This window comes from Pseudoalteromonas sp. SG44-8 (assembly GCF_014164125.1).
In the GTDB taxonomy this organism is placed as follows: Bacteria; Pseudomonadota; Gammaproteobacteria; order Enterobacterales; family Alteromonadaceae; genus Pseudoalteromonas; species Pseudoalteromonas rhizosphaerae.
Genome location: NZ_JACJEQ010000010.1, coordinates 108451 through 132241 on the forward strand (window position 1 = coordinate 108451; position 23791 = coordinate 132241).

Annotated in this window: 20 protein-coding genes; 11 read left to right on the plus strand and 9 right to left on the minus strand. The window is 37.3% G+C overall.

The window, feature by feature from the left end:
• Positions 1 to 20 precede the first annotated feature (20 nt).
• Positions 21 to 851, minus strand: coding sequence for a hypothetical protein (locus H5163_RS10505; protein WP_182735085.1), 831 nt, complete (start codon positions 849 to 851; stop codon positions 21 to 23).
• Positions 852 to 871: 20 nt separating this feature from the next.
• The gene (locus tag H5163_RS10510; protein ID WP_182735086.1) at positions 872 to 3907 is read right to left on the minus strand and encodes a type I restriction endonuclease subunit R; all 3036 of its coding nucleotides are present in this window, start codon (positions 3905 to 3907) and stop codon (positions 872 to 874) included.
• Between the two features lie 218 nt (positions 3908 to 4125).
• On the opposite strand from H5163_RS10510, the gene H5163_RS10515 reads away from it, so the two are divergent.
• Positions 4126 to 4278, plus strand: a complete 153-nt coding sequence (locus tag H5163_RS10515) for a hypothetical protein (protein ID WP_138554509.1) — start codon at positions 4126 to 4128, stop codon at positions 4276 to 4278.
• A 2-nt stretch (positions 4279 to 4280) separates the two neighbouring features.
• Complete coding sequence (locus tag H5163_RS21305; protein WP_259399802.1) at positions 4281 to 4403, plus strand: hypothetical protein; 123 nt, start codon at positions 4281 to 4283, stop codon at positions 4401 to 4403.
• Between the two features lie 189 nt (positions 4404 to 4592).
• On the opposite strand, the gene H5163_RS10520 is transcribed toward H5163_RS21305, so the two are convergent.
• The 7 genes from H5163_RS10520 to H5163_RS10550 all read right to left on the minus strand — a co-directional run bounded on the left by H5163_RS10520 (position 4593) and on the right by H5163_RS10550 (position 11510).
• Positions 4593 to 5870, minus strand: a complete 1278-nt coding sequence (locus H5163_RS10520; RefSeq protein WP_182735087.1) for an RES family NAD+ phosphorylase — start codon at positions 5868 to 5870, stop codon at positions 4593 to 4595.
• A gap of 36 nt (positions 5871 to 5906) precedes the next feature.
• Entirely contained in the window at positions 5907 to 6155 is a 249-nt protein-coding gene (locus H5163_RS10525; RefSeq protein WP_138554511.1) for a hypothetical protein, read from the minus strand.
• A 276-nt stretch (positions 6156 to 6431) separates the two neighbouring features.
• A complete protein-coding gene (locus H5163_RS10530) occupies positions 6432 to 7754 on the minus strand; it encodes a hypothetical protein (protein ID WP_182735088.1) in 1323 nt (440 codons plus the stop codon).
• A 46-nt stretch (positions 7755 to 7800) separates the two neighbouring features.
• Entirely contained in the window at positions 7801 to 8259 is a 459-nt protein-coding gene (locus H5163_RS10535; protein WP_182735089.1) for a hypothetical protein, read from the minus strand.
• Entirely contained in the window at positions 8260 to 9453 is a 1194-nt protein-coding gene (locus H5163_RS10540) for a restriction endonuclease subunit S (protein ID WP_182735090.1), read from the minus strand. It abuts the gene before it with no gap.
• Positions 9446 to 11182: a type I restriction-modification system subunit M gene (locus tag H5163_RS10545; protein WP_182735091.1), complete on the minus strand. Its 1737-nt coding sequence runs from the start codon at positions 11180 to 11182 to the stop codon at positions 9446 to 9448. Before H5163_RS10545 ends, H5163_RS10540 begins: the two co-directional genes overlap by 8 nt.
• A gap of 82 nt (positions 11183 to 11264) precedes the next feature.
• On the minus strand, positions 11265 to 11510 hold the full coding sequence (locus H5163_RS10550; RefSeq protein WP_182735092.1) for a helix-turn-helix domain-containing protein: 246 nt from the start codon (positions 11508 to 11510) through the stop codon (positions 11265 to 11267).
• A 131-nt stretch (positions 11511 to 11641) separates the two neighbouring features.
• Here H5163_RS10550 and H5163_RS10555 point away from each other — a divergent pair, with 131 nt between their 5' ends.
• The 9 genes from H5163_RS10555 (at position 11642) to H5163_RS10595 (ending at position 23786) form a co-directional block, all read left to right on the plus strand.
• Positions 11642 to 12139 (plus strand): hypothetical protein, encoded by a 498-nt coding sequence (locus tag H5163_RS10555; RefSeq protein ID WP_182735093.1) that lies wholly within the window; start codon positions 11642 to 11644, stop codon positions 12137 to 12139.
• 9 nt (positions 12140 to 12148) lie between these two features.
• Positions 12149 to 13633 (plus strand): DEAD/DEAH box helicase, encoded by a 1485-nt coding sequence (locus H5163_RS10560; protein WP_182735094.1) that lies wholly within the window; start codon positions 12149 to 12151, stop codon positions 13631 to 13633.
• Positions 13634 to 14095: 462 nt separating this feature from the next.
• Positions 14096 to 15391 (plus strand): site-specific integrase, encoded by a 1296-nt coding sequence (locus tag H5163_RS10565; RefSeq protein ID WP_182735095.1) that lies wholly within the window; start codon positions 14096 to 14098, stop codon positions 15389 to 15391.
• 1 nt (position 15392) lies between these two features.
• On the plus strand, positions 15393 to 16922 hold the full coding sequence (locus tag H5163_RS10570) for a site-specific integrase (RefSeq protein ID WP_182735096.1): 1530 nt from the start codon (positions 15393 to 15395) through the stop codon (positions 16920 to 16922).
• 1 nt (position 16923) lies between these two features.
• Complete coding sequence (locus H5163_RS10575) at positions 16924 to 19011, plus strand: hypothetical protein (RefSeq protein WP_182735097.1); 2088 nt, start codon at positions 16924 to 16926, stop codon at positions 19009 to 19011.
• Entirely contained in the window at positions 19004 to 19420 is a 417-nt protein-coding gene (locus tag H5163_RS10580) for a hypothetical protein (RefSeq protein WP_182735098.1), read from the plus strand. The genes H5163_RS10575 and H5163_RS10580 overlap by 8 nt, the downstream gene beginning before the upstream one ends.
• The gene (locus H5163_RS10585) at positions 19417 to 19845 is read left to right on the plus strand and encodes a hypothetical protein (protein ID WP_182735099.1); all 429 of its coding nucleotides are present in this window, start codon (positions 19417 to 19419) and stop codon (positions 19843 to 19845) included. Before H5163_RS10580 ends, H5163_RS10585 begins: the two co-directional genes overlap by 4 nt.
• Positions 19842 to 22079 carry an AAA family ATPase gene (locus H5163_RS10590; protein WP_182735100.1) on the plus strand — a complete coding sequence of 746 codons (2238 nt, stop codon included), beginning with the start codon at positions 19842 to 19844 and terminating at the stop codon, positions 22077 to 22079. Before H5163_RS10585 ends, H5163_RS10590 begins: the two co-directional genes overlap by 4 nt.
• Before the next feature lie 153 nt (positions 22080 to 22232).
• Positions 22233 to 23786 carry a S1C family serine protease gene (locus H5163_RS10595; RefSeq protein ID WP_182735101.1) on the plus strand — a complete coding sequence of 518 codons (1554 nt, stop codon included), beginning with the start codon at positions 22233 to 22235 and terminating at the stop codon, positions 23784 to 23786.
• Positions 23787 to 23791 lie beyond the last annotated feature (5 nt).

Sequence of the window (23791 nt, forward strand, 5' to 3'; positions counted from 1 at the left end):
TTCATACTTTAATTAAAGCTCTAAACATTAAACCAACGTTTCTCTGATAACTCACTATTTGAATAATTTGAACTGCTTTCATTTATACTTAAGCGCCCAAACTTCTTAAGGTAAAAAGATGCTTCGCAATCTAAAAAAGTATTAACAGGTATAGGCATAGTTTCGGAATTAGAATTAAAATTATTATGATGAGTTAAATCATAAATATCTAAATTTTTCTTGTCCTCATCAGATAGTTCATCTGTTTTCTTATGCTCAAAAACCTGTGCCTTTAACCACATTTTGACATTACCTAACGAAAACTCGACTAAGCTGCTGTCTATACGACCATCCTTTCTATCATCTGCTTTTTCAGCTGCATGTATTGTTAAAACTAAAGCTACAGAGTAATTTTTATTAGCAATTCTAATTTCAGGGTTATCAACCTCTGCTATATGATCACTATCGCTAAAGTTATAAAACTTTCTTTTGCGAATTGTATTAGTATTATTTAGCCTTAGCTTTTCACCATAAAAATCCTCACCATAAACTTCATCTCTTAGCCACGGATGAGTATGAAAGCTACCAATGTATGAATATCCAAATCCAAATGCCTGCGCAACATCTTTCTTTATTTCTAACGAAGACATAACCGGCGATACACTGCCACTATCTCGATTTGCAGATGTTTCTACAGAAACATGTTCAATTGTACATTTAAAAGGGTGGCTCTTATTTATAGTGCCCCACAGGTGTGCAAACGTTTCTATTGACACACTTTTTTGTTCTTGATGCTTAACAGCATAAGCTTCAAAGGCAGCTAAAACCATTTCGAATAAAGCACTTTTATTAACTTTTATTGTTGCTGACATTATTGGTGATCCTTTTTAACTCAACGCTTATCAAACTTGGTTTTTCCAAGTTCCATAAAGCGTTCCTGTATTACTTTAACCAAACTTGGTTCACCGAATGATTGATCGATAATGGCGCGTTTAATCTCTTTTTTCATCCGTTTTACTTCATCTTGCTTATTGAAAAAATCAACAATTTGAGTCGCTTCATCAAAGGTATTAACTAATGTTTGAGTGGTCGCTTTTACTTCTTCCATCACAGTTTCATCAATTACATAGCCGCCTTTATTTTCAGCTACCTGAGATACTTCAGCGGTTAAAATATTATAAAAGGCGTATTCGGTTTCTGATAAACCAATATCCTGGGCTGCTTTTTGGTGCTCACTCTCAATGTTATCAACCATATCAAGTAGCAGCTCTAACTGGCGTTCCCAGTTGCCAGCATTCTTCACAATAATATCTCTTAACCTTAAGCTTAGTGATTTATAATATTCAGGGTCTTCTTCAAGGTTTACGGTAATATGGTGCTTAATGGCACTTTCAACTTCAGAGGCTTTTGATTCAGTTGATTTAACTTCTTTAAGTTTATCTTTAAAGTTGGCAGCTAATAAATCCACAGGAGGGATTTTAGGGTCAACACCGGTGCTGATAATGTGCTCATCAACTAGTTGCCTAACCTTTTCGCCAACGCCCGATAAATCAAGCCCTTCCTCACGGTAGCGTACTCTTGCTGCATTCAGCACTTTACCTAAAAAGGTTAAATCTTTAATAAAAGGAGATGCGGCCTTATCGGGTAAAATAACGTTCATCTGTTTAGCAAAACGCTTAAACGCCATTTCAAATTGCGATCTTATTGCTTCGTCTTTTAAAACCAGCACATAGTCATCAACGTCAGTGCTAGCCTTGCCATTTACAAGTACACCTTTAAAAAAGCCCATCGCAACAGTATGGGCCGCTTTTAACTTTGGAATTTCATCTTTTAATGACTGAAAAGTACCGTCTACATCATCGCTGGTAAACATATCCAGCGCATCAGTTAAATGCTGCGAAAGCCCGTAATAATCAACCACAAAGCCACAGGTTTTGCCTTTGTATGTTCTGTTAACGCGCGCTATAGCCTGCATTAAAGTATGGTCTTGTAGCTTGCGGTCAATATACATAACTTGCGCAATTGGTGCGTCAAAGCCCGTTAATAGCATGTCTTTAACAATTAAAAATGCAGTCGAGTTTTCATTTAATGGCTTGGGAAAGTTATCAATCGCTTTTTTTTGTTTAACTTTATCGGTGTACTGCGATATGTAAGCTTCATCATTATGATCGCCTGAAATAATCACTTCAGATGGTGGAGCACCTAACTCATCTAACGTTTTTTTATAAAGCGCAGCGGCATGGCGGCTACCGGTTACTATCATGGCTTTAAAGCCATCTGGTTGGATATGCTCGCGGTAATGTTTTAGTAAATCTATACATACCCATCGAATGCGTGCGGGGGCTTCACGTACAGCTCGCTCAACACCATATTTTTGTTTAATCTCGCGTTGTTCTTCTTTAGTGTAGTCACCAAAGTATTCTTCAAAAAGCTTATCGAGAGACTTACCCGACACATCAGTAATTACTTCTCTGCCTTCGTAGAGTATTCTTACTGTAGCGCCATCTTCAACCGCTTCATTAATTTTGTATTGATCAATATACCCACCAAAAGCTTGACCCATTTTTTGAGTTTTAAGTAGGGGTGTTCCCGTAAAGCCAATTTTAGGTGCATTAGGTAAAGCAGCATTAATTACCATTGCTAGCCCACCAAATTGTGTACGGTGCGCTTCATCGGCAAGTACAATAATTTTTTCGCTGGTATTTAAATCTGTAAATGTTTTATCGGGGTCGCCATTAGCAGCTTCTTTTTCAGCTTCCTGAAATTTTTGTACCATTGCAGTTACTAAATCAGATGAATCTTTTTTCAATAGCTCTCTTAATTTAGTAACAGACGAAGCGTTATAAACCGTTTCACCTTGCGCGTCTCTAAACGTAGATGAAAGCTGCTCGTCTAATTGAGTGCGATCAGTAACAAATACAAGCTTATATTGCTGAAGCTCTGCGTCTCTTCGCATTTTAACCGCAAGCATAACCATTGTAAGTGATTTACCAGAGCCTTGCGTATGCCAAACTACGCCCGATTTATCTCTACGGGTTTCGCCATTTTTAAGACGCTCTATTACCTTATTTACAGCTCTGTATTGCTGATAACGTGCTACTTTTTTAATTAATCGGCCATCAACAGTTTCGTAAATAACAAAGTTTTGTAATAGGTCTAAAAAGCCTTCTCGGTTAAACATGCCGGCTAATAAACGCTGCTGTGCTGTAACGCCTTCAGTGCCATTTTCTACAATAAGCTCTTTATCTGTAAACGGGTAAGCATCTTTCCAGTCACCGTAGTGTTGAGAGCTTGAGCTAATAGTGCCTACTTTAGCTTGGTCTCGGCAGGTAGAAACCATAAGTTGGTTATACCAAAATAACTTTTCAGCACCTTCGTCATCATTTGGATGACGTAAGTTAGCATAGCGTCTTAACTGGTTAATTCCATCACTCATGGGGCTTGTTATATAAGGGGATTTACATTCAATAACCGCAAGCGGAATACCATTAACAAAACACACTATATCTGGGATTATATTTTGGTTAACACCTTCAACCTTAAACTGATTAGTACAAATAAATTCATTGTTATCTATATTATCAAAATCAATAATTTTAACGGTTTGCCCTTTACGGCCTTTACCTAAATCTTGCTCTACTGATTGGTAGCTAACTAACGTTTTGTAAAAGGCATGGTTATATTCCATTAAACCAGCAAAAAAAGGGTGAGTAACTTCACGCGATACTTTTTTTAAGTTCTCATCGCTTATCCACGGGTTAATGCGCTTAATGGCCGCGTTTAATTGCCCTACAAGCACAACATCACGATTGTATGGCCTTGCTCCGGCCTCTGGAGAAAGGTTTAATCCATTAATGTACTTCCAACCAAGTTGCTGCAACTGCGCTATTGCTGGAAGCTCTACCTTTTTTAATTCATCCTGATTCATACTTTCCCCAGTGCGTTTACTCGTTATAAATACTTATAAAATTCGATATAGCTAATATCCCCTTATATTAAAGCTACTTATAAAAATTAATAGCTATTTTAATAAAAAATCATTTTGGACGGTTTCCCCCCCATCCCAGCGCTTATTATTCAATGCATAATCCGTTTCGTTAGCAGAGGCTTCTGTTAATAATCATTAACTATATAAGGAGTGTGCACATGAGCACCAATAAAACCCCAATGACAACTGACGCAGCCCGCAGAATTCAACGCCAAGAAGCAAAAGCGAATGGTGGAATTATTGAAAAAGGCAGCTTTGCAGCAAAAGCACAACGAGCGGCAGCAAAAAACAAAAATAACGGAGTAATATAATTATGTCTCAACATGATATCGACAACCGCGCTGACCAACTTAACCCTGAAAACGATGCCTATTGGCAAAGTCGCGGTGAGGACGAACGCCCAGAAAACTGGCAAGAACAGCTAGATGATGAATAAAGTTATTTAGACTTTGTTTAGCTTGGCAAAATAAGTCTTAACTTGAGGTGTCAGGTTTGATTAATAGGAATTATCAAATCTGACAGTTATATATGTGTCATAAGCGGACTGAAATCGCGGGTTATTATGCGTAATGGAGCGAAATCTAATCAACAGTTTTAGTTGTGTTCAAATGCCTTGTATGGAATTTTATTTCGACTTTAGCGTGACTTCTAGATCAAATTCTCTTGCCTCTGTTTTTACAGCTTTTATGTAATGTAACTTTATCGAACCCTCTACAAACTTTAGCATTTTATTAGTTTGTGACTTAGGCGTATCACCAGAAGTCGTCACTGTATAATGATAATACTCATATTCACTATTATGGTGTTCATTACACTCACTTACTTTTTGAGAGTTATAATAAAAAGGCTGTACTTCAGAGTGTTCTGGAAATAAAACAACATTAAGCCCCTCCATTCCTGTTTGCACTGAGCTAAAAACTAGACCATGTATATCAGCACCAAAGTTAACGCGTAAATACTCAAATATAATTTGCGTTTCAAGATAGGTGGATGTCCCTCTTTTAGATGCTGGCTTGGATAGTAAGAATATTAATTGTTTGATGAATTGTGATTTATGAGAGTTATCTACAAAATCAGCTTCAAGTGGACAAAACTGCATTTTACTTATTTCTGTTAATTTTCTTAAATCTAATAACCTCAAAGTATCTGTTGTCCTAAACTCCGCCGACATAACGCTATCACCAGTTATAGCACGAACCTCGCTAAAGCATGTCTTTCGGTCACTTGAAGCATAAAATGCTGAAATACCAGTAGGTGTCATTCGTTGATCAGTAGCTAATATTTGTGGGACTGGACCAAGTTGGTTTGCTGGGTCACTGAAAATCTCAGCTCTTTCATTTGCCGAGTTTGCAACTCTTGCCCTAAACATTGAGGTATCTTGATTAATTTCTTGAATGACTTCATCAATAATAACGCCATTCTCTTGAATAATTGAAAATAAAGAATTCAAAAACTCTTTTGCTGAATCATTAAAAAACCTATGGTTATAAGAAATAGACTTTATAAATTCAGCCCATTTAGATTCATAAACATTATGCTCGAGAGTACCATCATTGTAGACAAATAAATTTTCATCAGTATTTAGTGACCCAATAATATGATCAGTCAAATCATCTCGTAATTGTTCAGAGCCAACTTCTAAATTGTCTATCATCTCCCAAATCTCTGATACGTACAAACTATCATTTCCGTGATAAAACATAGCCACTTCCATAGGACTACATTCAAACAATGGTATAACAGATTCCATAAATCGAGATTCGAAAAGGTCGAAAATAGCTTCTTTACTAGCAATATACTTTTTTTCATCACCACAATAGAAACATAAGTCATGAGCAGTTTTTTTACTGATTTCTACTTTTATTGATTCAATATTAATGCAATCTGCACATATAAAACTCATTGCTACCTCTAAAATGTAATGTGTATTTGTAACACACTAATATCCGTCTTTTATAAAACGGTCACAATTTTCTTTACTAATACCATGCTTGAAGCAATACGAACGCTCGTTACCTTGCATGATAGAGAACCAAACCAATGCAATAATTACCATTACACCTATTGGTGCCAATATCCATTTACAGAAATGGAAGAATAGACTTTTAATCTCAGTATCTAAAAAATAGGCTGATACTACCCCAATTAATCTAAATACCGACTGAAACATGCCTCTTACAGTTGCCATCTATATTCCTTATCAGTTTCCGGTATGCTAACCGTTCTATCCGCTGCCATATGCTAGCGCTAACATTAAAGGTACAAAATCTAGCCGCGAGAATTTGTTCGGTAGCTTTAGCTATCTATGCATGATGGCATTGTTAGCTCTTATTACTTTTATAGTGATCAAATTTAAATGTCACATTTTCCGAGAAGCCATCAAACTCACTAATTCTGAAGGTGTTGCAACTATTAGCGTTTAGCTCATTTCCTTGAATATATGAGCGAACAACAATTTGACCAATCAAACATGTTGCTGGCTATTGTTTTCAAGCCTAGCCCTTAAGTTAGTTTTGTAATAACTAGGGACATTAGCAAGCACCTTTTTTATTATTAGCTCAACGGATGCTTGGTTACAGTTTTCTTTTTGGGTTTGCAGTAAAAGCTCATTTACCAACTTATCTACACCCATTGTTACTTTGCACATATCAAACGTGACATAGCCACTTGAAGCACCGGCAAATTTATCTAGGTTGTTCAAAAATGCCATTAACTTTTTATTGCTAGGTAGGTTCACGCCATTTCGCCAATCTTTAAGTTGGTTATACTGCTTATCTTCAACTGACTCACCAAAATCGTTGTTTTCACTGCCTTCAAGTTCAATAAAAGTTGCTAACTTCCTGTAGCCTGTTTCTTCGATAGTTTCAGATAAAAAATCCTTAAATTCTTTTAATAATCCAGCAAAGCCGCTTTTTACTTCATCTTGTGTAGCATAAGCATAAATAGCCTTAGTGATCATGCCGAGCTCATTTTCTATTCTGTCTTTGTTCTTGCCGTAATATATGCGGCAACCAACTTCGTAATGGGTTATAGCTTCTAGAAAAAAATCAAAATGCAGATAAATGTAGCTTTCGATGAAAGATAAAGTTTGCTCCTCATTTAATTTACTCCCTTGCTGATGGAGAACCAATATTTCAACAAAGCCTTCAATAACATTTGAGGGGATATATGGGTTATTTTCCCATAGCGGATATTGTGCTTTCCATGCCGTAACAATATCACTAGATGACAACTTACCCGCTTTAACTTCTTTTTTAATATCCAATAAAAAAGCCACTTCAGTATTACAACGTTGCTCAATAAAATTAAATAAAAAAGTGAATTCATGATCTGTTTGGCCAGAGCGTTTAAAGCCAACTTGAAAGCTATTTACTCCAGCAAACCAGCTGGCGGCATTAGACCCCGTTTTGATTGCACGATTAACTTTAACCATTACTTTTTTATTAGCCAATTGCTCAAAAGGAAACGGGATAACTTTAAGCCAGCCAATTATTTTGCTAACTGTTCTTAAGCCAACGCCTTGCTTAAAAAAGGCATATTTATTAGTACGCGATACATTTAGTTGCGTGTCGTAGGTGCTTTCTAACAAGTCGATTAGCTGTTTTTGATTCGTGATAAAACCTAAAAGTGCATATACTTTACTGATAGGTGGTAAGTAAAAAGACGGAGATTTAAAGTCGGTCATTTTAACTTTATTATTTTCATCCGTCGTGTTTTTTAAATCTTCATGAAACTGATCTAACACAATGTCATTATCTTTAAGTTGTTTGATATCATTGGTTTTCATTAGTTGTCGTCCTTGATCACATAAGCTAATAATTATTAACTATATTTTACTCATCAGTCTTACAAGTTTCTAAAGCCGTTATTAGTGGTTTAATCAGCTCTAAAGGAATAAAGCCCTTAGCCTTTATCTGTTTTTTATCAATATTTTCAAACACAATACAGTTAATTCTATTTTTCTGGCGTTTACTGAAATTTCCATGAGCGAATGTATTTCTTAAATGCCTTAATACATCTTTAGGCTTAGTGTCTTTCTTGTTAAACCAAATTATTCCTTGGTATTTATCTGATGCAATTTTAAACTCTTCCTTAAGAGCTTTATTTAACTTTGCAGTAGAATCAAAAGACTTCAAACTAATTTTATGGACGTAACAAAATTCTTGCAATTGACCAACAGAGAGCAAAAATTTTTGATCTGTCCATTCAAGTTCCCACTTCAGAACGATAAATCGATAGAAAAAATAAAGATTTTCTTTACCGGATTTGTATTGAGCAAGTATCTTTGACAATTAACTCACCTTAACTCGAACTTTGCCAGTGAGTAAATCTTGCATTAGGGCTTTTTTTAATGACTTAAAACTTTGTAACTTATCTTTAATTACATCGGAACGCCTAACTACAGAGTTTAGACTTTCTGATATTTTGATTTGCTCATCAATAGAGGGAACTGGTAGCAGTATTTTCCTGAATGTACTTTGTTTTATTCCTGCAACTGTTGATCCCGTAGATTGAAGGTCTAGCTCTTTTTTAAACTTTTCACTTTGCAATATAAACAATAGAAACTCAGTGCAAACAAGTTCATTTGGTCTTAAAGTTAAAACTCTCTGACCGATCGCAAACTTATAATTAGGTACTTTAGCAACATTTCCTAACGGAGCTTCGGTTGTAATAAAAACATCTCCAAATTGCGGCATTCCTCTAACCATCCAGCTATTAAATTGCTCTTCATAAATATATTCTCTGGGTTCTTGATTAATAAAACCATTGCGGATATTTTTAGCTGTAATTAGCGGTACTCCAACTTCGCTTTTCGGGGGAGCTTTGCCTCGATAATCGATAATTACAGAAAGAATAGACTCAACTGTCTTAACCTCCCACTCAGCTGGTATTCTGCCAACGGGCGAGTCTTTAAATTCAGTGTGGCCGATGCCGTTGGTTAGCAACTCTTGCATCATGCCTGTTTTTAGGTCTTTTAGTTTATCGATTTGCGCTTGTGTTTTTTCAATCACTTCATCAACAGAAGTGAGAATTTTGGCTATTTTTTGTTGTTCGGGGAGTGGAGGCATCAAAATAGTGATATCACGCATATCTGCTTGGTTAAGTTTTGCTCTGGTTCCACCATTTATATGTTTTAAAATATTTTTGTGCACTAGGCTGTAATGAATAAATTGTGTTTCATGCTCTTGTTTAGCTTTCAAAATATGGGCATGGTTATTAACCCAGAACTTGCCTGACACTAAATACGATATTGGCCTACTCTGCCATTGGTCAAAATTCCCGCCATCTTCAGCTAAAAGAACATGCTCGCCTTCAAAAATATAATCATCTATATGACCTTGGATGCCGTTAGCTCCATAGTATGGATAATCGCCTTTTCTTAATGCTCTTTCTTGTGAATTTAAAGGAACTCTCTTTGAATCTAATATATCGCAAGTTCTATTAATATTTGAAATAGCCCATCCTTCAGGTACTAAATTACTCATAACCTAATTCCATTAGGTAGCCTTTCATTTCAACTTCTGCACTGGTCACTTGCTCATCAAGCTCATGTAACGATATTTGATATTTATCCCACCAACGCTCTAGTTGTGTAATAACAGCAGCTTCAACATCATCGCTGATATTCTCTGCAATAAAAGATCTGATTAGTTCTTTAGAAGTAATACTTGGTTTAAATACAAAGTAGTTTTCATCGCGCTTATCGAACACCGTTGTTACGTCAAAGTCTTGCAGTATTTCATCTCGAATATATTCGCTTTCAACTTCACGCACTGGAATACCGCCGTGCAATATGGCAAGTACGTCGAAAATTTCGGGTGGTGGTGAGGTATCTGCATAGCGCCTAATGTTTAGGTTAAAGTCGTTTTCTTTAATTTCGCTAATATCGACTACTTTGGCGTAACGTTTTATATCTTGATAATCATGAAATGTAGATATAATTTTTTCAATGTCTTTTGGGCGAAGCTTGTTTTGGTTTTTACCTTCTTCAAACTCAAGTTCTGAGTTTATAAATAACACTTTGTTTTTACGTATCGCAGCTTTGTTTTTATTAATAATTAATAAACAGGCCGGTATGCCTGTGCCGTAAAATAAACCTGATGGTAAGCCTACTACGGCTTCTAATAAGTCGTCTTCTAGTATGCCTTGGCGAACTGCTTTTTCACTTGAACCACGAAATAACACACCGTGTGGCATTACTATGCCCGCCATGCCTTCATCGTTTAATGAGGCAATCATGTGTTGTACAAACGCTAAGTCGCCTGCGTCTTTTGGCGGTGTACCATATGGAAAGCGCCCGTAGCCGTCGTTATCACATTCTTCTTTACCCCATTTTTTTAAACTAAATGGTGGGTTTGCAATAACACGGTCGAAGGTCATGAGTTGGCCATGCTCGGTATGCTGTGGGTCTCGTAAGGTATCGCCTTTACGAATATCGGCACTGAATACGCCATGTAAAAACATATTCATTTTACAAATAGCCCACGTATTTAGGTTCATCTCTTGTCCAGCAAGGGATAAGTTAGATGGGTTTTGACCGTGAGACGCTAAATAATTACGTGTTTGCACTAACATACCGCCAGAGCCCGCCGTTGGGTCGTATACTCGCATACCCGCTTTTGGTTCTAATAGCGATACAAGTAATTGCACCACCTCGCTTGGAGTATAAAATTCGCCGCCTTTTTTGCCAGACGAATCAGCAAACATTTTAATTAAGTATTCGTAAGCCGTACCCAGTAAATCTGGGCGTTCAAAATCACTGTTACGCAAGCGATGTTTACTAAAGTGAGAAAGTAGATCGCGTAGTTTGGCATCAGACAGTTTATTTTTTATATTGAAATCGATACTCACTAACACGCCTTCAAGCGAGCTGTTGTGCTCCTCAATGGCTTCTGTCGCTTTATTAAGTGTTGCCCCTATGTCGTGCTTTAAATCTTTTAAAACACTCCAACGTGCGTTTTCAGGGATATAAAAGGTGCTGTCGTATTCATCTTCATCTTGCGATAGCTCTTTTGCTTGTGCCTCTGTTTTACCGGTGGATAAATAATGCTGGATTACGGTTTCTTGTGCTTCATCGAACGAGTCTGAAAGGCGTTTTAAAAACATCATCCCGAATATGTAATCTTTAAATTCTGAAGCATCCATGTTGCCACGTAAAATATCGGCAGTTTCCCATAGGAAAGATTCTAATTGTTGGAGAGTAATTTGAGTCATGTTGGTATTTTATTCCGTTTGTATTTATTGCTTAAATTCCGTCATTAAGCGATTAAATGAAAAGCTCTGATTAATACTGTAATTACTTATTTTTGCTTAGCTTTATGTCTACCACTGATGGATCTGGAAATATCTCTTCTAAATCGCAGTTTAGTATTTTAATTATTTGATAAATTCGCTCGCAGGAAACAGGCACATTACCTCTTTCAATACGGCTTAAATAGCTTGCTTCAATACCGAGTGTATTAGCTAGTTCAGCTTGCGATATTGTTCGTTTTGTTCGCGCCAACTTTATATTCATACCAATCAGCGTTTGTATGGGCTGCATTGCTAATATCCACAGACAAAGGATAAATAATCCCATATTGCAGCTTTTCAACCCATGACATATAATGAAACTTATTGACATATATATCAATAAATGAACTTTTTTATCAATTAAAATTATCTAAGAAGTCAATGAAGCTAGATCCATTAATTAAAACCATTATCTGTAAGCGGAATATTGATCGTTTCACTGTTGTAGAAGTTCGAACGGCATACATTGCTCTGCATCAAGATCAAACTCTTGATCCTGTTCGAATCCGAAAGCTTGTGTATGCACAGCTTAATAAGCTTGTATGCAAAGGCTGGTTAAATTCATCAACATCCCAAAATAGAAAGATAACCACGTATACAAAAACAAATGATTTTGAACCAGACAAAATCAACGTGCCTCAATCTCCTATTTTTAAGGACAGTCGCTTTAAAGTGGATTGTAATAAAGAGTTAAATGAATGTAATAACGCATTATTGCAATGTATTGGGACGCTTGAAACCTACTTACATCTTTGGGAAAAGCACCCCCACCACCAAAACGTGTTTAAACGACAATATTTAATAGCCCAAGAACGTCAACAGAATTTAAAAGGGCGGATAGCTGCTTTAAATGTACTTTTAAATTATATAACTGAATAAGGCACTTTAATGCTGCTAAGAACATGGCAAAAAGAATGTATACAAAAAGCTAAAGAAAAGTACGAAAACAACGTTAAGCATTTTTTAGCTTTGGCAACTCCTGGGGCTGGTAAAACACTGATGGCTTCGGCATTAGCAAAGAAGTTATATGATGAAAAGCTGATTGATATCATACTTTGTTTTTCTCCATCATCTGTGGTTTCAACTGATTTTGCAGATGAATTATCTCAGCAGTTTAGTGCTCGATTTGATGGTTCTATAGGTGCACTAGGTGACTCGTTCACATATCAAGCTCTAAGCTCATTAAATGAAAATGTATGGCAGTTATTTGAGCAGTATAGAGTTTTTGTAATCTTTGATGAAATCCATCATTGCGCAGGGTCAACAGATAAGGATGCTAACTCTTGGGGGAGTCCTATTCTTAATTTAATTAAAGAAAAATCTGCATTTACAATCTCACTTACAGGCACACCTTGGCGATCTGACTCTTTACCAATCGCCCTTTCCAATTACTGTAATGAATCTGGCCAGATAAACTGTGATTATGTGTATGGGTTAAAAGAAGCTATATCAGATAAAGTGTGCCGAGTGCCGCAAATAATTGCGCTTGATAATGATAAAATTACCCTAACAAGTGCTGAAGAAACTAAAAGCTTTGCAAGTTTTTTTGAATTGCTGAAAGCAAAGGTTATTTCATATTCTGAAATTGTTACTAACGAATTAGTTATAGAGAACTTATTACTTAGAGCAATTACTAAGCTTAATGAAATTAGAAGTATTAACTCCAATGCCGGAGGGTTAATTATTGCTTCGTCAATCTCCCATGCTTATATGATTAATACGGTAATGCGGAGCAGGTTCAATGGCAACGCGACTATTGTTACTAGCAGCGAAAATGAGCCAGACAAAATCATAAAACAATTTAGGCAAGGTGATAGTGAGTGGCTAATTAGTGTTGGAATGGTAAGTGAAGGCACTAACATTCCTAGGTTGCAAGTATGCTGTAACTTAACAAATTACCGCACTGAGCTGTATTTTAGGCAAATATTAGGACGCATTCTTCGCATGACTGATTCAGTTAATCAAGATGCATTTATGTTTATGCCAGCTGAGCCCAATTTAATTGATTTTGCGATACGTGTAGCAGAAGATGTTCCTGCTGAATTAGGCAAAGTGAAAGTTTTTGATATTGAAATTGAGAATGAAAATAGCATTGTGTTGGAACCGCTAGGCAGCTCTTCGGCCGGCTTAACAGAGGAAGATGATTTGTTTGATATCTTTTTCGATAGAGCTGCGAGCAACGCAAACGAACCAGAAGAAAATCCACTAAGTGCTTTTACTGCCCCCTCACCGAGAATATCAAATACTATAACGCTTGACGGTAACTTTCAGCACAAACCCATCAAACCCGAAGGTTTAAATGAGTTACTGTTAATTGATATTTCAGATGAAGCACATGCGAAATTAGAGCAATTGAATAGGGTGATTATTTAATGTGTCAATCTACATGCTAATAAACTTTAGATTGCTTAGTTTCTGTATTTTGTGTCGCTAGTAGATCTTACTCCGCATTAAAGTGCGGATAAATACAATGCTGGCCATAGTTTTATAGGTAGCAAGTGACTTTCTATATAGCGCATAGGCATCAAACTCTCATGAGGCCTTAATTAATTTTAAGGTCTTCTCTCCGTATAAGTAAATATTTAGTAGCTTGTCTTGGAGACTGATCTATTAGTTGAAATATCTCAAGCTCTCCTTAACTAATATTTATTAAAAATATAGAAAGAAAATCTTTAAAAAGTTGAATGAAAACTGAGATTTATTTATTTTCAGAAATTTCAGTAAAATAATAACAAACAAAAAAAGATATTAAGTCATTGTTTTAAAAGAAAAACATCGTTGACATGAGTTCATTTAAGTATTATTTATATTCATAACTTCTTTGAAGAGATGAATATGACAAAAATTAGCAACTTAATATTTAGTGATGGTGAACGATATCCAATCTTGATGGAGAGCGATGGCTTGCCCAATTACTGGGTGACTCTATACGTGACTGAAAAGCTAAGGACATCGCATACTCAATCTGCAATAGCTAATGCACTTGGCCATTTGATTCATTTGAAACTATGGGAAAACACAAATGGTCGAGAGCTTGTCTCAGAGTTTGAGCAAGGATGTTTTCTGACTGACGAAGATGTTTATTCAATACGTGATCATTGTACTTTAGCTGCGAGAAGCTTGAAAAAGTGGTTGAAAAAATCGGATGAAAATATTGTTAAGTTCGCTTCAGCATCGACAGCTAGCGTAAAACCAATACAAAAAGTATCTAATGATCATGCTGCAAACCGAATGAGTCAGATAGCTTCCTATCTTGAGTTTTTAGCTAGAACAATTCTCAAAACAAAATTAATCGAAGAAGAGGTTTCAAATAATATTAAAGCCATGAAAAGCTTACTATTGGCAAATAAACCAAAAGGTAGCAGTGGTAAAGGGCTTACTGCTGATCCTAATACCAAGGCTCCGCCTCCTAAAGCGTTTGAACGAATTTTAAGTATCGTTAAGGAGACTTCACCTGATAACCCATTTAAGGGCGAAGAAGTTAAATTTCGTAACGCAGTGATATTTGAGGTGATGGAAGCTACAGGGATGCGTGCTGGAGAAATACTGGCTTTACAGATCCAAGATATTGATTTTCAAAAAGGAACAGTGTCTGTTGTTCGTAGGCATGATGCTATTGAAGATCCTCGTAAGACACAGCCGGTAGCTAAAACTAACGAGCGCACGATCCCTATTGCTAAAACAATCACAGATAGGTTACGTGAGTACATCATGGATAGAAGAGCGAAAATACCTGCTGCAAGAAAGCACCCATATGTATTCGTTACGCATAAACATGGTAAATATCACGGTAGTCCAATTTCCAATAGCACTTTTGTTAATAGAGTGCTTAAACCTGCGGTTGCAATCCATCCAGAACTACTTGAAGAAATTACCCGTCATGGTTTTCGCCACAATTTTAACTACAAGCTTTCTAAGAAGATCGATGCGATTAATAAAGCGGCTAAAGAAAACCCCCAAATTAAACCTATTAATGAAAAGAAAGAAATTCAGATTCGTAAAGAATTGAATGGATGGAGTTCAGATAAAACTGCTGAAACATATAACTTGAGACATATTCGAGAAGAAGCTGATCGAGTGATGCGAGAAGACATGGATCACTGGACTAATCTAGCTAAGAAGGGGAATTAGCATGAAATTAAAGAAAAACAATGCATTAAAAACTCAAAATACAACGAAAAGTGGTTACCTATTTTATTTCTTGGACAATGAATGGAGGCTAGATGGTTCAACCGTAATTAACTTCCAGAGCCTGAGCACTCTTGATCCAGAAACGGAGGAAGGATTTAGAAAGGCTTTATGTCGCTATGCTGAAGAGCTTTCAGCTAAGCATACATACAATATGTTTTATTATTTTTCTGCTTATCTAAAAAAGACGGCTACAAATGTTATCTCATTAGCAACATTGACCAATTATCGAGCTTCTCTAGATGATGATACTGAGTATAAATTAGGGGCACTTAAAGGTTTTCTACTAGCTTGGTATGAATGGGGGTTTAATGGTATCAGCAAGGAAGTTGTAGATTACTTAGAAGAGTTAACTTTAAAAGGAAATCCAAAAGGTAATGCCGTAAAAGGCGCTTGTCCATACTCTGGCCCTCTGACGCATAACGAGCTTGGAGCGTTAATTGACTGGGCATCAAATGCCTTTACTAAGAGAACTCTTAATTTAAAAGAATATAGCTGTTTTATGGCGTTGGTTTTAACTGGCCGTAGGTATGTTCAGATTCGCTCGTTACGTTCAGTTGATTTAATTGTTAGGGAAGATTCAAGTGGTAACGACTATGTTATTAATTGTCCTAGAGCTAAACAGCGTGGTGTAGGCTTTAGGGAGCAATTTACACCGCTGCCCATTAATGAAGACTTGTATCTTTTGCTTCACAATCAACGTAACCAATCAATTCAATATGTTGAATCTAGTTTAGGAAAAAAACTACAACCTCTTCTGCGTAAGAAGATACCAATTTTCGTAGAGGAATCAAGAGTTAATAGGTTATCTAGCGTGGAGGATTTAGAAACAAGACTTTCTCAAACGCCCGATTATTTACATATGGCTGCTGACTCTGCATATCAATTATTACGTGTAGTCGCGATTAAAAACACAGCTTGCTCTGAGCGGACTGGTAATTACATTAACTTCACGGCTTCACGTTTTAGATATACTAAGGGAACAAATTTAGCTCGAAGAGGGATTCGTGGTGTTGCATTAGCTGCTGCGCTAGATCACACCGATACGCAAAATATTGGTGTGTATACAGAAAATACTGAAGAGACAGCAAAGCAAATTGATGAAGTAATGGCTCCACTGCTTGCGCCTTTAGCTCAAGCTTTTTCAGGGAAATTGATTGCATCAGTACGTGATGCTATTAGAGAAAATGACCCGAACAGCAGAGTAAGAAATGGCAAGTCTAAAAATGTTGGTAGCTGCGGAACTTATGCTTTTTGTGCTTCTGGATATAGGGCTTGTTATACATGTTCAAGTTTCGAGCCTTGGATTGAAGCACCTCACGAAGAAGTTCTCAATGAGATCTTAGCTGAAAGAGAGAAGCAAAAAGAGTTAGGCATATCCAATAATGTAATTCAGTCTACAGATCGGCTTTTACTAGCTGTTGAACAAGTCATTCTGATGTGTAAGCAAACGCGGTCAAAAAAAGGCTCTTAAAATGGCTGATATTATACACTTTCAACCTAAGCATGAGATAAGTGCTAAGCAAAATCTAGACAGTTTTATTGAGCACTGCAAGAACACATTAACGCTCTATGATGACCAAGGTGGCTGGCGAAGTAATAGCTGGAAACACAAGCAAAAAAACCGATCAATAGCGATGACTTTTTCAAAGTTCAGAGCAAAGTCAAACCCTGCTAATTTTGATCCTTTGGATGAACCGTTTTTGTCTTTTGCAAAAGCTTATATTCGTTATAGCCAAAGTATCAAAGCAGTATCCAGCGTGGCAAATAAAATGGTCGCATTGCGTATGTTACATGACGCTCTAGTAGCAGTACATGGTATTGCAAATGTATTAAAAACTGATGGGTTGGTAATCGGTGAATTAGAGACCATTACTAAGCAAAGAGTTTCCAATAAAGATCGAAAAAATAAGATTGGCTATCAGATTGAGATTTTATTGGAGTTCATTCGCAGTAAGCGAATTGTACCTGCACTTCAATCGTGGGATAACCCTTGGCCTAAGGTGGGCGCTAAAGCCGAGAGAACAGATGAAGACTCTCGTAAATGGCGAGATAATCGTTGCCCAAGTATGCACCAGATGCTCGCCTTGGCGGATTGCCTTGCCAATGCAGAAACTTTGGAAGATCAGTATTGGTCGAGTGTCAGTACATTGTTGATGTTTGCTCCGGGAAGAGCTGGGGAACTATCTGAGCTCACAGTTGACTGTTTGCATCGAGGAGAAAATGGAGCGCTTGGCGTGAGGTGGTATGCTGAAAAAGGTTTTGGGTATACGATCAAATGGGTTCCAGAACTTTTAGAGCAAGCTGTAATTAAAGCGCATAGTAGACTAATGGATATTGGGAAGCCAGCTAGGGAAGCTGCGAAATATGCACATGATCATCCAAATGTGTTTATGCGCCATTCAGGTTGTTGTACATCAGATGGCTTTGCAGAAGACAAACCATTAAATGCCTATCAATTTGCACATGCGATGAATTTTGGTGAAGAATCAAGTAGTAAAATTGTTAAGTTAAAAGACTTAAACAGTAATACAGCATGGGATATTTTGAGTTCTGATAAGACAAAATGGATTGTAAGGCTAAGAAAAAGTGGTAATCCAACTTATCAAGGGTTGGCTAGGTATGTATTTGATAAGTATTCTGGAGCAGATTGGCCTAATTTATCTTCCATAAATCGTCCTATTTGGAAATCTTTAGTTTTGGTTCGTGATCGTGAATTTCATAATAGTGCTAACCCAAGAAATTTTTCATGGCGTTTGCCCAGTGTTAATGAGCTTAATGCTCAATTAGCAATTCGAGATAAGTTAAAAAACCCACCGAAAACATTGTTCCAGCGCATGGGCTATAAGGATGAAGACGGCTCCGATATTCGCTTAACTTCACATCAGCTCAGAGTTTGGTTATCAACTAATGCAGAACGTGGCGGTATGGATGCGTGGCAGCTTGCAAGGTGGGCTGGGCGTGCTCGAATTAATGATAATCGCCATTATGATTTACGCACACAAGATGAACGTGAGCAACAAGCCAGAAGCATCCTTGAATATAATGAAAGGCCCACAGCTTTAGAAGCAATTAAACTGAATTTGCCTGTGAGCTATAAAGACTTAGGTGTAAATCGAATTGGTATAGCGGATGTTACCGAATATGGTATGTGTGTTCATGATTACGCTATGTCGCCATGTACAAAAGGAGGTGAGTGTATGACATGTAAAGAGCACGTTTGTATCAAAGGTATGCCAGAAACTCTTGAACGCATTGTACGTCTAGAAGAACAGGTCGAATCCCAATTCAATAAAGCAACAGAAGATAAAGCTGATGGTGTCTTTGGTGCTGATAGGTGGGTATCGCATTTAGGCTGGAAGTTGGCCCATATTCGCACACAAAGTAAGAGACTCAAATCAGAAGATACGTCAGAGGGGGCAATATTGTGGATTCCACCAGAACATGATCCTAGCCCTGTAAAAAGAGCTCTTGAACAAAATAGTTTAGATACTAGCGCTAGTGAGCAAGATCTTGTTGAAGAATCTGAAATCTCAATGTTATTGGGAATCGAAAATGCCTAAAAAACTCATTACTGAAAAAACACTACCATTAGCATTACATGAACTTGATAAGTGGTCAGGGAAATTAACTTGGAATAGTTTTTCAGAGCAGCTTGCAAAGGTATTAGGGGAAAAGAGCATTAGTAGGCATACATTGCTTTCCTACCCCGCTTTAGTTGAAGCTTTTAATGACAGAAAGCAAAATCTTAAAGAAGCCAAAGAAGATGAAGAAAAGGACATCACACTTGAATTTGCTAAACAGCAAATTGCCACTATTGAAGCTAAAGTGGAAAGGCTGGAAAAGCAAAACGAAAAATTGCTAGAGCAGTTTATCCGCTGGCAACATAATGCTTATATGATGCCGAATGTTGATATGAGACTTTTAAATAAACAGCTTGATAAGCCTTTACCAGCGGTTGATAGGAGGTGAACAAAAGAAAGAGCGGGCAGCAGATTGCTCAAGAGAATATAAAATTAGTTCAGGCTTGGATTGATGAACGTAATGTGGCTAGAGACTGGCATGATTATGAATACAGTGGCAAAATTAATCGTAGAGTGTTAGCTGAAGAGTTGGGTTTTGCAAAGTCTGTATGTACGCAGAATAAGGCCGTCAGAGCACTAATTGAGGAAGCTGATAGCTATTGGTTTCGCAAGATTGATGAAGATAAAAAGTCTCATGATGCTGCACGAGAAAGAGCTGAAAGACAATCAGGTATGGCGGCAGTAAGCAATAATGCGCTGACACAAAGAATTGCTGAGTTAGAAGCCGAAAACAGACAGCTACAACGTGAATTGACCAAATTTAAAAAACAGCAAACGTTGGTTCAATCTGGCGCAGCGGGGTTCAAGTTATGAACGAAGTTGTCCATCTTCGTCAAATTATTCAAGTGAAAAAGCAGAGAGCTAATTCATACGTAACAGTTGATCTTGTCAACGCAGATGGTTCGATTAAAAAACGAGATAGAACAACCGTTGTTAAATTTCCTGTACACACCAAAGATACAGCTACAGCAGGTAGCCTATGGGAAATTTCAGGTAAAGAACGCCTTAATCACTTCACCATTAATGATTTTCCCTTAAGCGAGTACACCATTGAAGCTGACAACATCAAGTTTTTAAGACCTTCAGGCAGAATTTTATCTCGTTGGATCAGTAACAACATCAAAGGTATTGGTAGCGTTATAGCTAATCGGCTTGTTAGACATAAAAAACTAGCCCAACTTATTGAAACACAGGATACAGAAACTCTTTTAAACATAGCCGGCATGACTGAAGGTCGTGTTAAAGACTTAATCGAAAGTTGGCCTAGTGAAGCTCTTTTTAACACAATCAATTGGCTTGAAGAGCAGAATTTGCCATTGGGATTTGGTGAAAAGCTAGTAGCGATATTTGGTGAAGAAGCGATTGATAAGATCAAAGAACATCCATTTATCTTAGTGGCAATGGGAGCTTCTTTTGAACAGGTATCACAACTGGCATTAAGGCTTGGCTTTACATTAGAAGACGAAGTTGTTGTTGCTGGCATAGCTCAATATGCGGCAATTAATCATGCCAATAAGACTGGTTCAACAGTGATAACCATTGATGAACTAAACAAAGAATACGCTAAGCTCATGAACTCTGATACTCCAAAAAAAGTTGGTGATATAGCCTGTGAACGAGGGTTGCTAGTTAAGGTAAGTAAAGGTTATCAAGTTTATGGCAAAGCTTTGATGGAAGCTGCGGTAGCTCAGTTTATTGTTGATGCATACCAAAGGCCAGCAGGTGAAGGCTGTTTATTGGCGGGTTGGGAATGTAATTTATCAAAAGAATTGGTTGAGACTGCTTTAACGGATTATGAAAGTACACTGGATTTTAATTTAACTGCCGATCAGCGTGATGCTGTTGTCGGTGCCGCACTTTCTCCTGTATGTGGTATCTCAGGTGGTGCAGGAACAGGTAAGACAACGATACTAAAAGCTGTATTAGGTGTATATGACCGAGTAGCGCAAGGAGTACAGTGTTATCAAGTGGCTCTAGCAGGCCGTGCTGCACAGCGTATGGCGGAAAGTACGCAAAGGCCAGCCCAAACCATTGCAAAGTTTATTGGTGAGCATCTAGGCGATAATAAGCCTGACTTGCCTGAGCAAATAATGTTAGTTATTGATGAATCGTCAATGGTAGATCTTTTGTCTATGTATCGACTAGTAGGCATATTGCCAGAAGCGGCTAGAGTAATTTTTGTTGGTGATACCGCTCAATTGCCACCTGTTGGTAATGGCTTGGTATTTCACGCATTAACTGATACTCAGATACCCTTTTTTGACTTAACGCAGGTTAAACGGCAAAGCGAGAAAAGCGGAATACACAGGTTTTCGACATCGGTAAGAAATGGGCTGTTTGAGCTTCCAGAGGTCACTAAAAATACACTAAATGAAAGCAGTGACTGCTCAATTGAAACTAAGCCTACAATCGACAGGCTTATCAAGCTTTGGCAAGAATCTGGCGGAATTGATCAAAGCATTGTTTTATCACCCATAAGAAAAGGTGAATTTGGTGTAGATAATTTAAACCTAGAGCTTCAAGCATCTGTAGGCAATGTCAGACAAGCTATTTACTTTCAAGATTCACTAAGAGGCTGGATTCCTTGGATTACATCAACAGGTTCTCGGTTATTAAAAGGTGATCCTGTATTAGTCACCGCAAACAATTACGATGAAGACGCAGATATTAGAAATGGTGATTTAGGGCTTATTATTGAGGTTTTTGATCAACCAGATGAAGATGGTGTTGTTGCCGTTATTGAAGTAAATAACGACTTAATAAATGTCACTGCTGAGCTATTGGAAAAACTGAACCTTGGGTATGCTATTACTATCCACAAATCACAAGGCTCTCAATGGCTTAATTGCTTTGTCATGTTACCCAATGAAGCTGAGCGTATGATTGATCAGACTCTGCTTTATACGGCATCAACTCGTCCAAGTGAAAGGCTAGTATTGGTGGGGGAAGAACGAATAATTGAAAAGGCTATTAAGGTAGGTTCAAAGGCATTAAATCGAGCCACTTTTCTGAGAGAAAAGGTAAATTTAGCATTTGAGCTGATTTAGTCTGGAAAGGGGAATTCATTGGAAGTGTAAACTTTGTAACAGGTTTGTTTAATTTAACTGCTTAGTACATAAGATCAATGACATGATATTTTTAATTGGTTATATTTATCTCAATAAAAATATAAGACAAAAAAGATCATAAAGGGAACTGGTATGAAAAAGATTTTACCATTAGCCATAGGGATTAGCATTCTATTAACAGGCTGTAATTCCACACCAAATTATCGAAAAGTTTCTGAATCCGAAATTACAAACCTCCAGAGCCAGATCACAGATTTTCAAGCTGGTGATTATGCTGTAACTTGGGTTCAACCAATAAACAAAACCGAAAAGTGTGAAATGCTTATTGAAGGCTACAGTGGGGAGCCTATCACTAGTACATATGAATGGGATGGGAACTGTAAAGGCGGCAAAGCCGAGGGACTTGGTAAAATTAGTGTTACAAATGGTAGTGTTAGAGGTTTTGAGATCACTTACCATAACAAAGGAATTACTGATCAACTTTATTACCAATGGGTTGAAGGAACAAATAATGTCGATTTTGGCACGTATGTCCGTGAAAATGACAAAATGACTAAAAAATTACTAAACTTTGCGTCATTAAAACCAAATGGAGATATTGATTCTGTCTATCTGCAAGGAGAGAAAAGCCTTACAACAGAAATATTCACTGGTATTGGAAGAAAGAACTACGCTGATGGATTTGCTAAACTATCAGGACAAACCGGCAACTTGCGTTTTTTCGGAGCCAGAGAATTCTTTGATAAAAATAACCAGCCAGCTTATACAACTTGGGGCTTTTACGATATGAACGCTGACAAGCCTGACAAGTATATTGTAGTGAAAAATAAACATGGGGTATTTCATCAGAAATGGCAGTTTGGTACTCATAAAGAAAATGTTACCTTACCAGAAAGTTATACAGATGAAACTTTAAAAGTATCAATTCAAGCCTCGACATTGGCAAATAGAGCAAACAGTGCAGGACAGCTTGCATTAGCTATGAAGCAAAGATATGACTCTCAGAATGTTACTTCATCAACCGTGACAACAAAACCTGACAACAAAAAGCCTGAGTCGCCTAAAGGTATTTCTACAGGCACGGGCTTCTTTATTTCTAATGATGGTTATGTGCTTACCAATAGTCACGTAATAGAAGGTTCATCAAGCATTTCAATTATTCTTAATGGTAAATCGGTATCAGCTACTCTAGTAGATCATGACTCTAGCAATGATATCGCTTTGCTGAAAGTGGATGAGGCGGTTGAAGGTTTGCCTATTGAGCTTAAGAAGAAAACGAAGCAAGGGACTGAAATTGCTGTATTAGGCTATCCAAATATAGGCTTACAAGGTAACGAACAAAAAGCGACATTTGGGTATATTAATGCCAATTCTGGCATCCAAGGTGATACTCGGTATTTTCAAATTGATTCTCCTATACAGCCCGGAAACTCAGGCAGTCCAATGGTAAATGATCAAGGTGTTGTTATTGGCATTGCTTCAGCATCGTTAAATCAATCAGCAGCTATTAAGGCTACGGGAACATTAGCACAAAATGTAAATTATGCTGTTAAAATAGCTTATGCACTCCCAATGTTGATAAATCATGGTGTTGACTATATTGAACCAGCCAAACAAAAAACCTTAGAAAAAACAGAGCTGATTGAGGGAATTTCAAATAGTGTTGTTCTTGTTATAGCAGAGTGATGAAG